The following is a 14,562-nucleotide window of genomic DNA, read 5'->3' on the forward strand; positions in this document are numbered from 1 at the left end:
GCGGTGCCAGCCATGGCCGGCGCCGCCCACGCCATATCATCATGCATTAAGAGGGTACTATGGATTTTGAACAGATTTCCCGCTCACTGCTTCCCCTGCTGGGCGGCAAGGAAAATATCGCCAGCGCCGCGCACTGCGCCACCCGGCTGCGGCTGGTGCTGGTCGACGACGCGCTCGCCGACCAGCAGGCGATTGGCAAAATCGACGGCGTGAAAGGCTGCTTTCGTAATGCCGGACAGATGCAGATCATCTTCGGCACCGGGGTGGTCAATAAAGTCTATGCTGCCTTTATCCAGGCGGCGGGTATCAGCGAATCGAGCAAATCCGAAGCCGCCGACCTGGCGGCGAAAAAGCTGAACCCGTTCCAGCGCATTGCCCGCCTGCTGTCCAACATCTTTGTGCCGATTATTCCCGCCATCGTCGCCTCCGGCCTGCTGATGGGCCTGCTGGGGATGGTGAAAACCTACGGCTGGGTCGACCCGGGCAACGCTATCTATATCATGCTGGATATGTGCAGCTCGGCGGCGTTTATTATTCTGCCGATCCTGATCGGCTTTACCGCCGCCCGCGAATTTGGCGGTAACCCTTATCTGGGCGCGACCCTCGGCGGGATCCTCACCCACCCGGCGTTGACCAACGCCTGGGGCGTCGCCGCCGGCTTCCACACCATGAATTTCTTCGGCATCGAAGTGGCGATGATCGGCTATCAGGGCACGGTCTTCCCGGTGCTGCTGGCGGTGTGGTTTATGAGCCTTGTCGAAAAACGGCTGCGCCGCGTTATTCCTGACGCGCTGGATCTGATCCTCACGCCGTTCCTGACGGTGATTATCTCTGGCTTTATCGCCCTGCTGCTGATCGGCCCGGCCGGCCGCGCGCTCGGCGACGGCATTTCGTTTATCCTCAGCACGCTTATCAGCCATGCCGGCTGGCTGGCGGGCCTGCTGTTCGGCGGCCTCTATTCGGTGATCGTCATTACCGGTATCCACCACAGCTTCCATGCCATTGAGGCGGGTCTGCTCGGCAATCCGTCGATCGGCGTCAACTTCCTGCTGCCTATCTGGGCGATGGCCAACGTCGCTCAGGGCGGCGCCTGCTTTGCCGTGTGGTTTAAAACCAAAGATGCCAAAATCAAAGCCATTACCTTGCCGTCGGCGTTTTCGGCGATGCTGGGGATCACCGAGGCGGCGATCTTCGGGATTAACCTGCGCTTTGTGAAACCGTTCATCGCCGCGCTGGTGGGCGGTGCCGCCGGCGGCGCCTGGGTGGTGTCGATGCACGTCTACATGACCGCGGTGGGCCTGACGGCGATCCCGGGAATGGCCATCGTGCAGGCCAGTTCGCTGCTGAACTACATTATCGGGATGGCGATCGCCTTCGCCGTGGCATTCGTACTCTCTCTGACGCTGAAATACAAAACGGACGCTGAATAATGTCATTACCGTCACGCCTGCCTGCGATCCTGCAGGCCGTTATGCAGGGCCAGCCGCAGGCGCTGGCCGACGACCATTACCCGCAATGGCATCTGGCGCCGGTCAGCGGACTGCTGAACGATCCCAACGGCTTTTGCCAGGTCGCCGGGCGTTATCACCTGTTTTATCAGTGGAACCCGCTCGCCTGCGACCACACCTATAAGTGCTGGGGACACTGGAGCTCAGCCGACCTGCTGCACTGGCGGCATGAACCTATCGCCCTGATGCCGGATGAAGAGTATGACCGCAACGGCTGCTACTCCGGCAGCGCAGTCGAGTTCGAGGGTACCCTGACCCTGTGCTACACCGGCAACGTGAAGTTCCCCGACGGCGGGCGCACCGCCTGGCAATGTCTGGCGACGGAAAATGCCGATGGCACCTTCAGCAAGCTGGGGCCGGTACTGCCGCTGCCGGAAGGCTATACCGGCCATGTACGCGACCCTAAGGTGTGGCGCCAGGACGGGCGCTGGTACATGGTCCTCGGGGCGCAGGATGTGCAACAGCGCGGCAAAGTGCTGCTGTTTACCGCCAGCGACCTGCGGGATTGGCGCCTGGTGGGCGAGATAGCCGGGCATGACGTTAACGGCCTGGCGAACGGTGGCTACATGTGGGAGTGCCCGGACCTGTTTCCGCTGGCGGACACCCACCTGCTGATCTGCTGCCCGCAGGGGCTGGCCCGCGAAGCTCAGCGTTTTCTCAATACCTATCCTGCGGTGTGGATGGCAGGCCGTTTCGACGCCGAACGCGGCGCCTTCGACCATGGCCCGCTGCACGAGCTGGACAGCGGATTTGAGTTCTACGCGCCGCAGACCATGCTGGCCGAAGATGGCCGCCGCCTGCTGGTCGGCTGGATGGGCGTCCCGGACGGGGAAGAGATGCATCAGCCCACACGCGCGCAGGGATGGATCCACCAGATGACCTGCGTGCGCGAACTGGCGTGGCAGTCGGGTGCCCTGTATCAGCGTCCGCTGCGCGAACTGACCGCCCTGCGCGGGGAAGCCCAGGGCTGGCGCGGGCAGACTCTGCCCCTCGCCCCGATGGAGCTGGCCTTTGACATCGCCCCCAACAGCACGCTGGGGCTGGATTTTGCCGGCGCCCTGCAGCTCACCGTCAACCGCGACGGCCTGCGCCTGTCGCGCCGCGGCCTGCAGACGGCGGAGATGCATCATCGCTACTGGCGCGGCGAGGCGCGGCGGCTGCAGATCTTTATCGACCGCTCCAGTGTGGAAATTTTCATCAACGATGGCGAAGGGGTAATGAGCAGCCGCTTCTTCCCGGGCTATCCGGGGCAGCTCATCTTCAGCGGTGCGACGCCGGTGGCATTCTGCCGCTGGCTGCTGCGGCCATGCATGGTAGAATAAGCGTTTTGCTTTCAGGCTCCCGGGTGCTGATGAAAACCAAACGCGTAACTATCAAAGATATCGCCGAACTGGCGGGCGTCTCCAAAGCGACCGCCAGCCTGGTACTCAACGGTCGTGGCAAAGAGCTGCGCGTGGCGCAGGAGACGCGCGAGCGCGTGCTGGCGATCGCCCGCGAGCAGCACTATCAGCCGAGCATTCACGCGCGCTCGCTGCGTGATAACCGCAGCCATACCATTGGCCTGGTGGTGCCGGAAATCACCAACTACGGGTTTGCCGTTTTCTCCCATGAACTTGAGACGCTCTGCCGGGAAGCCGGCGTGCAGCTGCTTATCTCCTGCACCGACGAAAACCCCGGCCAGGAGAGCGTGGTGGTCAATAACATGATTGCCCGCCAGGTCGACGGCCTGATCGTCGCCTCGTGCATGCACAGCGATGCCGACTACCTGAAGCTCAGCGAACAGCTGCCGGTGGTGCTGTTTGACCGCTCCCCCAGCGACAGCGCCCTGCCGCTGGTGATGACTGACTCGGTCACCCCAACGGCCGAACTGATCTCCCGCATCGCCCCTCAGCATGCGGACGAGTTCTGGTTTCTCGGCGGCCAGCCGCGGCTATCGCCTTCGCGCGACCGGCTGGCGGGATTCACCCAGGGCCTGGCTCAGGCGGGGGTTACGCTGCGTCCCGAATGGGTGATCAACGGCAACTATCACCCCAGCTCCGGCTACGAGATGTTCGCCGCGCTCTGCGCGCGGCTGGGACGGCCGCCGAAGGCGCTGTTCACCGCGGCCTGCGGCCTGCTGGAAGGGGTCCTGCGCTATATGAGCCAGCACCATCTGTTGGACTCCAATATTCATCTCGCCAGCTTCGACGATCACTATCTGTACGATTCACTTTCCCTGCGCATTGATACCGTGCAGCAGGATAATCGCCAGCTGGCCTGGCACTGCTACGATCTGCTCAGCCAGCTGATCGACGGCCAGGCGCCGGAGCCGCTCCAGCGCTATCTGCCCGCTACCCTGCAGTTTCGCCATGCCTGACGGCGCCGGCGGCGATTAGCGTTTTCGCCGGGCGCGCGACGCCTGCCTCAGCGTCAGCAGCACGCTGGCGAGCACCACGCCGAGGCCAATTGTTACCTGCCAGCGGTAAGCCATCAGCAGCGAGGGCAATCCGCCGTCCGGCGCCAGCATCACGAGATTCCAGCCCGCCAGGCCGGCATTGCCGTTCAGCGCCCGGCTTAACATCCGCTGATGCGGGGCGAAGGGCTGAATGGTCTGGTAATGGCTGCCGAACAGCGGCGGCTGCATCTCCCGCGGGAACTGTGCCTGCACCTGGGCCAGCACGCTGGCCGGCAGCGCATGCGATGCCGCCAGCAGATGCCCGTCGCCATTCACCAGCAGTAGCCGATAATGCCGCTGCCGGGCCAGGGTATGCAGATCGGCGCGCATCACCGCCAGCGGCCAGGTCGCTTCCCGCTGCGGAGCGGGGGTGTTCATCCGCTGTTCAAGGCGTTCCGCCACCCACCGCGCATCCTCCTCCAGCTGCCGGGTATGCATCTCACGGTAAACCTCTCTGGCCGGCAGGTTCACGCCCCGACTGAGGATCAGGATCGCCAGTCCCGCCAGCAGGCTGACGATAATGCCCCTTCTCCCCGGTCGCGAGAGCGGCGAGGATTTGATTAAGGATGGTGTATTCATACGACTCCAGAAACAGGGGGCAAGGCGTGGCCCCCTGGCGAATGGACAACAAAAGTCGCGAAACTGTACAGGATGCGCAGCGCGGGAAAAACAGACAGCCGGCGCCTGGCGGGACGTATTTTGTTTATTTCTGGACAGGGCTGGCGGCAACGACGCGCTTCGCCGTTGCCGCCAGTTGATAAGATTAGCGTTTTTTCCGGTTGCGGCGCATGTCGATGGTCACCGCCGCGACGATAATGATCCCTTTAATAATATCCTGCACGTAGGCATCGACGCCGACAAAGGTAAAGCCGCTCTTGATCAGGCCAAGGATCATCGCGCCAATCAGGGTGCCGGTAATGCGCCCCACCCCACCCATTAAGCTGCTGCCGCCGATCACCGCCGCGGCAATCGCGTCCAGCTCGTAGGACATCCCCATGCTCGACTGGCCACTGCTGACGCGCGCCGCCAGCACTACCCCAGCCAGCCCGGAGAGCGCCCCGGCGATGGTGTAGACGATCACCAGGTATTTATTCACGTTGATGCCGGACACTTTGGCCGAGGTCATGTTGCCGCCGATGGCATACACATATTTGCCATACCGGGTATGCTTCAGCGCAATGTGAAACACTGCGGCAATCACGAAGAAGATGATCACCGGCATCGCCCCCTGGCCTATCGCCGTAAAACTGTCGGAGAGGAAGCTTATCGGATTGCCCTGGGTGTAATACTGCGCCAGACCGCGCGCCGAGACCATCATCCCGAGGGTGGCGATAAATGGCGGGATGCCGGTTCGCGTCACCAGGAAACCGTTGGTCAGCCCGCACAGCAGGCCGACGCCGATCCCCGCGCAAATCGGGATCACCGCCGGCAGGTTGACCAGCGCCGGGAACATTGGCGACAGGCTGTCGGAGGTTTGCGCCAGGCTCGCCGCCACCACCGCCGCGAGGGCGATAACCGAGCCGGAGGAGAGGTCAATCCCGGTGGTGATGATCACCTGGGTGACGCCGACGGCGATGATGCCGATGATCGCCACCTGCAGCACAATCAGCACCAGGCGGTTGGTATTGAGCAGGAACGACTGGTCGCGAACATACCAGCCGGCGATTTCAAAGGTCAGGGCAATCACCAGCATCACCACAAAGATGCCGGTATCTTTCGGCATTTTATGCCGCAAATTAGCGAAGAAGGAGGAACCCTCGCTGGCCGGAGCCGCCGTTAATTTCATATTACTCATTCTCTGTGCCTCAATGGGATGCCAACGACAAAATGGTTTCCTGGTCGGCTTCGTCTTTTTCCAGGATGCCGGTGATACGGCCTTCATGCATCACCATGACCCGGTCACTCATGCCAAGGATTTCCGGCAGCTCAGAGGAGACCATAATGACCGCCACCCCCCGGTTCGCCAGTTCACTGATAAGATGATAAATTTCCGCCTTCGCCCCGACGTCGATGCCGCGGGTCGGCTCATCGAGAATTAAGATTTTCGGTTGCGCTAACAGCCAGCGCGCAATCAGAACTTTTTGCTGATTCCCCCCGCTGAGGTTATTAATAATTTGATCCATCGTCGGCGTTTTAATATTGAGCCGACGGATTTGCTCCATGCAGTCTTCGGCCATTTTCACGTGCTGGACAAAACCGCTCTTGCCGATATATTCCGGCATTTTGACGATACTCATATTTTCCAGCACCGACAGCACCAGAAACAGGCCCGACTTTTTACGGTCTTCGGTTAATAACGCCATTCCCTTTTCAATCGCCACGGAGGGGGAATCAATGGTCACCGGCGCCCCGTCGATCAGCACTTCGCCGCTGTCGAAGCGTTCCATGCCAAACAGGCTTTCCATCACCTCGCTGCGCCCGGCGCCCACCAGCCCGGCCACGCCAAGGATCTCGCCGCGACGCACGGTAAAGCTGACATCATGGAACACGCCCTGGCGCGTCAGATTGCGCACCGTCAGCACCTCTTCGCCGATGGTGTTATTAAATTTCGGGAACAGCTGGGTTAATTCGCGGCCCACCATCTGGGTAATCAGCGACTGGCGGGTAAATTCGGTGGTGTTTTTGCTCCCCACCCAGGTCCCATCGCGAAAGACGCTGATCTCATCGGTGATAGCGAAGATCTCATCCATTTTATGGCTGATATAGATGATCGCTTTGCCCTGGGCCCGCAGGTCGCGGATGATGGTGAACAGGTGAGCTACCTCGCCTTCGGTCAGCGCCGAAGTGGGCTCATCCATGATCACAATATCCGCGTTCCATGAGACCGCTTTGGCAATCTCCACCATCTGCTGGGCGGCGATGCTCAGGTCGCCCACCAGCCGGTCGGCGGTTAAGCGAATATTCAGCTTATCCAGCAGCGCCTGGGTCTGGCGGGTCAGCTGGCCGTGGTCGACAAAGCCGTACTTCATCGGCTCGCGCCCCAGCCAGATATTCTCCGCCACCGTCATATGCGGCACCAGATTCAGCTCCTGGTGGATCATCGATATCCCCGAGCGCAGCGCATCCATGGTGTCGGTAAACTCAACCGGCTCTCCTTTCACGCGAATCGATCCTTTATCCGGGCGATAGATACCGATCAGGCACTTCATCAGCGTGGATTTACCGGCGCCGTTCTCACCCATCAGGGCGTGCACCGTTCCCGGGCGCACGCGTAATGAGACATTATCGAGCGCCTTCACGCCGGGGAAGAACTTACTGATACCTTCGGCTTCAAGGGCAAAAGCGTTCATACATCCACCTCCGTACAGCGGGTTGGCCAGGATTATTTCTGATTACGATTGGTAAATTCAGCCATGTTCTCTTTGGTGATCAGCTGATACGGCACGTCGATGATTTTCTCCACTTTCTCACCGTTCGCCAGCTTGATGGCCGCGTCTACGGCGCCCTCGCCCTGGCCTTTCGCATCCTGGAAGATGGTGGCGATCATCTTGCCGCTCTTCAGCATCTGCAGCGCATCCGGGGTGCCATCCACGCCGGCGATGAGAATATGGTTCGGATTTTTACCCAGCGCCTGCAGGGCGCCGATCGCCATTTCATCGTTGTTGGAGGCGATGGCCTGGATATCCTCGCCGCTGGTCATCCAGTTGCTGACCACGTCCACGGCGTCATTGCGGGTGAATTTCGCGGTCTGCTTCTGCACGATTTTGATGTTCGGGTATTTGGCGACGACCTCTTCCACCCCTTTGGTGCGGTCGCGAGTAGATTCATTCGCCAGGTCGCCGAGCAGGATCGCCACATTGCCCTTACCGTTCATCGCCTTCGCCAGCGCTTCCATCTGCAGACGGCCGGCGAGAATCGAGTCCGACCCCACATAGGCCATCTTGTCGGTCAGCTCCGCCTGCGGGCGACGGTTCACAAATACCAGCGGGATCCCGGCCTTGGTGGCCTGATCCATGATCGGTTTCACCGCATTGGTATCCACCGGGTTAACGATAATGGCGTCCACCCCCTGGCCGATAAAGTTCTGCACCTGCTGCAGCTGCTGGGAGACATCCCCTTTCGCGTCCTCGATCTGCGATTTCACCCCATCTTTTTTCATCTCTTTTTGCATCGAGGTACGCAGGATCGTCAGGAAGTTATCGTCAAACAGCGCCATCGAGACGCCAATGGAGACATCTTTTGCCATAACCACCGCAGGCAGCATGCAGGCTAACAAAGAGGCAACAATCGTTTTCTTAATATTCATAGTTGATCCTTGATTTTGTAGGTACGCCGGTGAATGAAACAAAATGAAAAATTAATTTCAGTCAGGTTGCGACAAATGTCTGTTGTAACGGCGACGGCGCTGCGGGGTTTTCCGCATTTCGTCGTGATCGGAATCACAAATAATGGCTGTTTTATCATCACTTTTTTGAAACATCAGTCCATTTATGCCACACCGTGAATTCCAGACCATTTATTTCATTAACAAGACATTTGAAACTTTTATAAGTAAATAACTGAAATGAAAATTTTAAAACTATGCAGTAACAGAATTTTGACAGACATCTAACATTGCTGCATAAATGAGCGAAAAATGAGAGGCAGACAACGCTTTAAAGCGATCGCCCCCGGCGGGGTTGGCATTTACCCGCCGGGGAAATCCGTGTTGTCAGGAAGGGAGGCGCCGCACGCCTTAGTCCACGTTCTCGGCGCTGTAGAGGATAAAGTCGACTTTCCCGTCGGCATAGGTTTGCGGCTGATAGCCGGACTCCAGATGGCGCAGCATCAGGTCGATCGCCAGCTGGGCGTGCTGGCGGGTGTTCTGATCGAGCGTTAACGCCAGGCTGCCCCGGGCCAGCTGCTGGCGGGTGGTATTGTAGCGCTCATGGGTGATCCAACAGACGTCGCTTTCGCGGCGGTGGCGAGCCAGCGCCTCGGCAATCTGAGTATTGCCAAGCCCGGTGTTATAGATCCCGACAATATGCCGGCTGCGGCACAGAGCCTGCTCCAGCAGGCGGGTGATCTGCTCCCGCCGCTCCTCGCCCGCCAGCACCTCATTAAGCTGCAGGTGGGGAAAGCGCTGGCTCAGCACCTCGCGAAACCCCTGGATGCGCAGGCGATGCGCGCTGTAATCCTCCCGGCCGCTCACCATCAGCACCTCCCCGGGCCGCGGCGTCATTCTCCCCATCATTAACCCCGCGGTGCGGCCAGCCTGCAGCTGATTGATCCCGACGTGGCAGAGCCGGTCGGCGCCGGGCAGATCCGTCGCCAGGGTGATGACGGGGACGCCCGCTTCCCGGCAGCGGCGCAGCGCGTCATGCACCACAGGGTGGTCATTGCCGAAGACGATGATCCCCTGACGCTGCTGGCAGCTGCGCATAATGCGCCGGGCCAGGGTCGCCGGCTGCGACTCCGGGACAAAGGTGCGGTGCAGGGTCAGACGGCGATAGCCGAGGCTATCCGCGACGGCGGCGAAATCCTGCGCCAGCTGCGGAAAAAAGAACGAGTCATTGCTGCTGAGAAAGAGCTCAATCTGCCAGGGAAAGCGGTGCTCCTCCGGCAGGATCCGCTTCAGCCCCGCCTCCCGCGCCGCCTGCAGCACTTTGCGCGTGGTCTGCGGCGATACGCCGCCGCGTTCGTTCAGCACCCGGTCCACAGTGGCCACGCCGACGCCAATCTGTCTGGCCAGCATCGCCAGTGACATGTTTTTCATCGCCCCTCTCTTCAATGATGGAAATACATCAAAACGGCAGTGTCAGTGAGTTTAGCAAACCGATTATGGTGGCACCGTCCCTTCGCCATTCTGGAGAAAAATAATGAATTGCAAACGTTTTGCCCTGGTAGGCAGTGGTTTTATCGGTCAGGTTCATGCCGCCAGCCTCGCCCGTCATGACGGGAGCGAGTTGACGATGGTAGCCGATGTCGCGCCGGAGCGCGCCCAGGCGCTGGCCGCCCGCTATGGCGCCCGGGCGGTGACGGTGAGCGAGGCTCTCCGTAGCGACGCCATCGACGCTGTGCTGATCGCCAGCTCGACCCCGTCGCATGCCGAACTGCTGGAAGCCGCCGCCCGGGCGGGCAAGGCAGTCTATTGCGAAAAACCGATCGACCTCTCCCTGGCGCGCGCCCGCGAGGTGGTGGAGCGGGTGCTTCCCCTGAACGTGCCGGTCACCGTCGGCTTTAACCGGCGCTTCGACAGCAGCCATCAGCAGCTCCGCCGCCAGCTGGAGCAGGGCGCGATCGGTCGGGTGGAGCTGGTGCAGATGGTCTGCCGCGCCTCCAGCATGCCGCCGCTCGACTATCTGCGCAGCTCCGGCGGTCAGATGCGCGATCAGGCGATTCACTTCTTCGACCTTCTGCGCTTTCTCACCGGCGATGAAGTGCATACCGTGGCGGCGATGGGCGCGGCGCTGGCCCTGCCGGAAATCGCCGAATTTGGCGATGTTGACACCTCCATCCTGATGATGCAGATGCGCGGCGGCGCGCTGGCGCAGCTGGACAACACCCGCCGCACCAGCCACGGGTATGATGAACGGATCACCCTGCTGGGCGCAGAGGGCGCGCTGGAGTCCGGTAGCCAGTCGCCGGTGGGCCCTACCCTGTGGCGCGGCAATCAGCGCATTGAGCCAGGCCTGTGGCCGGACTGGTTCAGCCGGGTGCAAGGATCTTATTACCAGCATCTTGACGCCTTTATCCGCGCTCTGAATGGTGAAACCGTGGCCGACCTGCCCGGCCTGGTGGACGGCCTGCAGGCGCAGGCGATTGCCGAAGCGGCCGTTCAGTCTCTGCAGCGCGGCCAGTTTGTCGCCGTCGACGACTGTCGATGAGGGGTTGCGTGGCACCAGCTATCAGGCTCTGAACCTGCCTTTATGCCGGGCGGCGGCAACGCCTTGCCCGGCCTACATAACACAGGCATTAATCTGCTTTAATATCAAATGGTTGCATAGATATCCCAGGCCCGCGCAAGCGCAGCGCCGCCGGGCAAGGACGGCGGGCACCGTGCGCGCCCCGGTGCCGGGCAATGGCGGACACGCTCGCGCTGCCTGCAACCCAAAGCCCGGCCGGCCCCTTAGCGTTCTTCGTTAAACACCGCGCCCACCTGGCGCCGCACCTCATCCATCACCTGCAGATTCTGCAGCACCCGACTGAGCGGCCGCAGCGGCGAGTCCCGCAGCCCCTGACCGATGCACCAGGCAAAATGCTCCGCCTGCCAGAACAGCTGGTCGTAGCGATTGCGCGGCTCTTCCCAGCGCAGCGCCTGCCCGCCCTGGCTGGCAGCGAGGGTGAACCCGCCGGGGGCGTAAAACTGACCGTCGATCGTCAGGGTCGCCTGGCGTCCGGCCACCACCGCCCCACCCGGCGTGTTGCTGAACAACGTCGTGTTTAACAGCCCCTGCATCCCGTTCCGCCAGCTGAACAGCATCGACGTCTGACCGTTAAGCCCCTCTGCCGTCGCGCTGCCGCGGGCGACTATCTCCTGCGGCATACCGCCCACCATTAGCGCAAACGAGGTCAGATAGCTGCCGAGATCCATCATCGGCCCGCCGGCAAGGTCGGCATTAAAGATGCGGTGGTCAGTAGTAAAATACTCGCCGTGATCGGCCAGCAGGGTATGCAGGTCGCCGAGTACCCCATCCTCCAGCAGCTGGCGGATCACATCATACTTCGGCGCGTAATCGCACCACATCGCCTCCAGCGCCAGTTTTCCCTGGCGGGCGGCTTCGGCCTGCAGTTCACGTCCTTCGCCAAGGTTGAGCGCGAAGGGCTTCTCAATCAGCACGTGTTTGCCCGCCTTCAGCGCCTGCATGCCGTCGGGAAAGTGATGGTTGTGCGGCGTCGCAATATACACCGCATCAATATCCGGACGCGCCAGCATCTCCGCCACATGGCCGTAAGCCTGGGGGATCCCCCATTCCGCGGCTACCCGGTCGGCCTTCGCCTGGCTGCGGGAGGCAACGGCCACCACCTGCTGCCGGCTCTGGGTTTTCAATGAGTGCACAAAACGCTCGGCGATCCAGCCTGGACCGATAATGCCCCAGCGCAGGGAGGGAATGCTCTGCGCCGCCGGGCGGCGCGGGGTCGGTAATTGTGAGGGAAACATAGCGGCTCCTTAATCCTTAACCACGTTAACCCAGCGACGGCTGACCATTGAGGCTTCAATCGCCGACAGCACACGCTGATTCTGTAAACCAAATTCAAAGCTGGGATAGCAGTCGTCGTCCCCGCAAATCCCCTGCACCAGGTCATGCACTTCAATCACCTTGACGTCAAAATAGCCCAGCCCGCCGCCGCCAAAATCGAAGCCGAAGAAGCCGGCATAGGCCGGGATCTGGCTCCCGGCATACAGCGTTTTAAAGCCGCGGTCGTGTTTGTCATCGCGGAAGCGATAGACCTGCAGTTCGTTAAAGCGCTCCCCGTCCATATACAGCGTGCCTTCGGTGCCGGAGACCTCCCAGAACACGCCGAAGATGCGCCCGGCGGCGATGCGCGAGGCCTCAATCACCCCCGCGGCGCCGCTGTCGAAATTGACCAGACACTGAACCTGATCGTCATTTTCCACTTCCCGCCACTCGGCATCGGCCGCGACCCGGCTGGCATACCCGGCATCGGTCTGCGGTACCGGACGCTGGCGCAGACAGGTTTGCGCGCTGGCGGTCACTTCACGGATCCCGCCCATCAAAAACTGGGCGACGGACAGGGTATGGGCGCCGAGGTCGCCAAGCGCCCCGCTGCCGCCGAGGGTTTTCGAGCAGCGCCAGGACCAGGGCAGGTTCGGGTCGTTATAAAACCCCTGATCAAAGGTGCCGCGAAAGCGCACCGGTTCGCCAATATCGCCCCGGGCGATAATCTGCTTTGCCAGCAGCGCCGCCGGGGTTTTGATGTTGTTAAAGGCCACCATGGTCTTCACCCCCGCGCGCCGGGCCGCCTGCGCCATCTCCTGCGCCTGCTGCTCGTTAACCGCCAGCGGCTTCTCGCAATAGACATGTTTACCCGCCGCGATCGCAGCCATCGCCATCGTGTAGTGCAGATGGTTCGGCGAGGTAATATCCACCACGTCCACCAGCGGATCGTTCACCAGTTCGCGCCAGTCACCGTAAGCCTTCTCCGCCCCCAGCTTCACCGCATGACGTTCGGCCAGCGCCTGATCCTGATCCGCCAGCGCGTAAAGATAGGGGCGCTTCGGCAGATCGGGATAGAACATGGCCGCGCGACGGTAAGCGTCGGCGTGCGCCTGGCCCATAAAACCGGAGCCGATGAGACCAATATTTAACCGCGCGCTCATGATGCGTGCTCCTCTGATGATGAAGGGGACGAGAAATGGTGCGCCAGCCAGGCGAAGGCGCGGCGGGCGGTGGCCAACGGCGGCGCCATCGCCGGGTCCTGCTCGGCTTCGATAATCAGCCAGCCGCGGTAGTCGCTGTCGCGGGCAAAGTCGAGGATCGGCGCATAGTCGATGCAGCCGTCGCCAGGGATGGTAAACAGCCCGGCGCGCACCGCCTCGTTAAAGCTCAGGTTTTCGCGATACAGGCGCCCCAGCACCTGCGGACGGACGTCTTTCAGATGCAGATGGCGGATACGGTGACCATATTTTTCCAGCACGCGCGGGATATCGACCCCGGCGACGAAAGCGTGTCCGGTATCAAACGCCAGCCCGACGTTGTCATGGGTCTGTGACAGAAACCGCTCCAGCTCGTCGTCGTGCTCCACCAGCATCATCAGGTGATGGTGATAGGCCAGCCGCAGACCGTAGTCCCGCAGCAGCAGGTCGGCAAAGGTATTCAGCTTATGGCAATACGCCGTCAGACTGACGCGGCTTAACGGCGGTGAGAGCGAGATCGGCTCATCAAGCGGCGTTTCACCGGGCAGTTGCCCGCACTCGCCATAGACCATGACCCTGGCGCCGAGCTGCTGGAGGAGCTGCGCGTGGCCCCGCACCGCCTCCAGCTCTGCTTCCACGCTGCGGTCAGCCAGTAAGCCGCTGTACCAGCCGGACGCCAGCCGCAGGTCAGCCGCCGCCAGCAGAGGCCCCAGCGTCTCCGCCTGGCGGGGAAACTTGCGCCCTAACTCAATGCCCTGAAACCCCGCCTCCCGCGCCTCGCGCAGACAGGTGTCGAGAGGGATATCGCCACCTAAATCCTCCAGCACATCGTTGGTCCAGCACAGGGGGCTAATGCCCCACTGCAGGTGCTCTGTCGCCATGTTTATCTCCTTTTCAGCCAGTCGTCTGGTGTGCCGTCACTATAAGCAGGCGACGACCAGCGATGAAAACGGAGAAATGATGGAAATCCATCATTGCCGCGGGCGGAATATCCGTTGTCGCCAGTAGCCCTGAAAAATTAATGGAAATAATGCTTGCCGCAGGCTTATTTTGCAGATAAAAATTACTGGCTTAATAACCCGTTTCAGAGGTTATCCCTTTCATTCGAAATATGATGATAGCAATATGAAAAAAACTCAATACCGCACCAGCGCGGGCTTTAGCCCTGCGCCCAGGCCTGGCCTGCTGTTATTTGCGTAAGTGACAAATAATCGCTTTTAAAACATCAATTACTTAACATTCTCTCTGCAATAATATGACAAGCAGCGGAAAGATACGGTAATAAATAAAATCAGGGTAATGATGTTTTTACAAATAAATAA

Annotated in this window: 11 protein-coding genes and 1 pseudogene; 4 read left to right on the forward strand and 8 right to left on the reverse strand. The window is 60.8% G+C overall.

What is annotated here, in order from left to right:
- Positions 1-59 precede the first annotated feature (59 nt).
- Genes ACQUTI_RS11740 through ACQUTI_RS11750 form a run of 3 tightly spaced genes read left to right on the forward strand, consistent with a single transcriptional unit; the run spans position 60 to position 3,864 of the window.
- Positions 60-1,430 carry a sucrose-specific PTS transporter subunit IIBC gene (locus ACQUTI_RS11740; protein ID WP_004202407.1) on the forward strand — a complete coding sequence of 457 codons (1,371 nt, stop codon included), beginning with the start codon at positions 60-62 and terminating at the stop codon, positions 1,428-1,430.
- On the forward strand, positions 1,430-2,830 hold the full coding sequence (locus tag ACQUTI_RS11745; protein WP_049117075.1) for a sucrose-6-phosphate hydrolase: 1,401 nt from the start codon (positions 1,430-1,432) through the stop codon (positions 2,828-2,830). The genes ACQUTI_RS11740 and ACQUTI_RS11745 overlap by 1 nt, the downstream gene beginning before the upstream one ends.
- Before the next feature lie 23 nt (positions 2,831-2,853).
- Positions 2,854-3,864 carry a LacI family DNA-binding transcriptional regulator gene (locus ACQUTI_RS11750; protein ID WP_017898803.1) on the forward strand — a complete coding sequence of 337 codons (1,011 nt, stop codon included), beginning with the start codon at positions 2,854-2,856 and terminating at the stop codon, positions 3,862-3,864.
- Positions 3,865-3,917: 53 nt separating this feature from the next.
- Here ACQUTI_RS11750 and ACQUTI_RS11755 read toward each other — a convergent pair.
- From ACQUTI_RS11755 to ACQUTI_RS11775, 5 genes and pseudogenes are all read right to left on the reverse strand, one after another.
- Positions 3,918-4,521: pseudogene (locus tag ACQUTI_RS11755) on the reverse strand (hypothetical protein).
- Positions 4,522-4,705: 184 nt separating this feature from the next.
- On the reverse strand, positions 4,706-5,728 hold the full coding sequence (locus tag ACQUTI_RS11760; RefSeq protein WP_025999105.1) for an ABC transporter permease: 1,023 nt from the start codon (positions 5,726-5,728) through the stop codon (positions 4,706-4,708).
- Between the two features lie 19 nt (positions 5,729-5,747).
- The gene (locus ACQUTI_RS11765; protein WP_004202401.1) at positions 5,748-7,232 is read right to left on the reverse strand and encodes a sugar ABC transporter ATP-binding protein; all 1,485 of its coding nucleotides are present in this window, start codon (positions 7,230-7,232) and stop codon (positions 5,748-5,750) included.
- A 32-nt stretch (positions 7,233-7,264) separates the two neighbouring features.
- A complete protein-coding gene (locus ACQUTI_RS11770) occupies positions 7,265-8,188 on the reverse strand; it encodes a sugar ABC transporter substrate-binding protein (RefSeq protein WP_002892597.1) in 924 nt (307 codons plus the stop codon).
- 429 nt (positions 8,189-8,617) lie between these two features.
- The gene (locus ACQUTI_RS11775; RefSeq protein WP_004202400.1) at positions 8,618-9,637 is read right to left on the reverse strand and encodes a LacI family DNA-binding transcriptional regulator; all 1,020 of its coding nucleotides are present in this window, start codon (positions 9,635-9,637) and stop codon (positions 8,618-8,620) included.
- Between the two features lie 103 nt (positions 9,638-9,740).
- On the opposite strand from ACQUTI_RS11775, the gene ACQUTI_RS11780 reads away from it, so the two are divergent.
- Positions 9,741-10,748 carry a Gfo/Idh/MocA family oxidoreductase gene (locus ACQUTI_RS11780; RefSeq protein ID WP_117130175.1) on the forward strand — a complete coding sequence of 336 codons (1,008 nt, stop codon included), beginning with the start codon at positions 9,741-9,743 and terminating at the stop codon, positions 10,746-10,748.
- A gap of 242 nt (positions 10,749-10,990) precedes the next feature.
- On the opposite strand, the gene ACQUTI_RS11785 is transcribed toward ACQUTI_RS11780, so the two are convergent.
- Genes ACQUTI_RS11785 through iolE form a run of 3 tightly spaced genes read right to left on the reverse strand, consistent with a single transcriptional unit; the run spans position 10,991 to position 14,121 of the window.
- Positions 10,991-12,022, reverse strand: a complete 1,032-nt coding sequence (locus tag ACQUTI_RS11785) for a Gfo/Idh/MocA family protein (protein WP_060656279.1) — start codon at positions 12,020-12,022, stop codon at positions 10,991-10,993.
- Between the two features lie 9 nt (positions 12,023-12,031).
- Entirely contained in the window at positions 12,032-13,204 is a 1,173-nt protein-coding gene (locus tag ACQUTI_RS11790; RefSeq protein WP_004202397.1) for a Gfo/Idh/MocA family protein, read from the reverse strand.
- Positions 13,201-14,121 (reverse strand): myo-inosose-2 dehydratase, encoded by a 921-nt coding sequence (iolE, locus tag ACQUTI_RS11795; protein WP_023319878.1) that lies wholly within the window; start codon positions 14,119-14,121, stop codon positions 13,201-13,203. Before iolE ends, ACQUTI_RS11790 begins: the two co-directional genes overlap by 4 nt.
- Between the last annotated feature and the right edge of the window lie 441 nt (positions 14,122-14,562).

It is taken from the genome of Klebsiella sp. 7-CIP_Kleb. (assembly GCF_050378655.1).
GTDB classification, from domain to species: Bacteria; Pseudomonadota; Gammaproteobacteria; order Enterobacterales; family Enterobacteriaceae; genus Klebsiella; species Klebsiella quasipneumoniae.

Coding starts and splice junctions, on each gene's coding strand:
- ACQUTI_RS11780 (WP_117130175.1), top strand. CDS start 9,741: ATGAATTGCAAACGTTTTGCCCTGGTAGGCAGTGGTTTTATCGGTCAG.
- iolE (WP_023319878.1), bottom strand. CDS start 14,121: ATGGCGACAGAGCACCTGCAGTGGGGCATTAGCCCCCTGTGCTGGACC.
- ACQUTI_RS11745 (WP_049117075.1), top strand. CDS start 1,430: ATGTCATTACCGTCACGCCTGCCTGCGATCCTGCAGGCCGTTATGCAG.
- ACQUTI_RS11770 (WP_002892597.1), bottom strand. CDS start 8,188: ATGAATATTAAGAAAACGATTGTTGCCTCTTTGTTAGCCTGCATGCTG.
- ACQUTI_RS11765 (WP_004202401.1), bottom strand. CDS start 7,232: ATGAACGCTTTTGCCCTTGAAGCCGAAGGTATCAGTAAGTTCTTCCCC.
- ACQUTI_RS11775 (WP_004202400.1), bottom strand. CDS start 9,637: ATGAAAAACATGTCACTGGCGATGCTGGCCAGACAGATTGGCGTCGGC.
- ACQUTI_RS11740 (WP_004202407.1), top strand. CDS start 60: ATGGATTTTGAACAGATTTCCCGCTCACTGCTTCCCCTGCTGGGCGGC.
- ACQUTI_RS11785 (WP_060656279.1), bottom strand. CDS start 12,022: ATGTTTCCCTCACAATTACCGACCCCGCGCCGCCCGGCGGCGCAGAGC.
- ACQUTI_RS11790 (WP_004202397.1), bottom strand. CDS start 13,204: ATGAGCGCGCGGTTAAATATTGGTCTCATCGGCTCCGGTTTTATGGGC.
- ACQUTI_RS11760 (WP_025999105.1), bottom strand. CDS start 5,728: ATGAAATTAACGGCGGCTCCGGCCAGCGAGGGTTCCTCCTTCTTCGCT.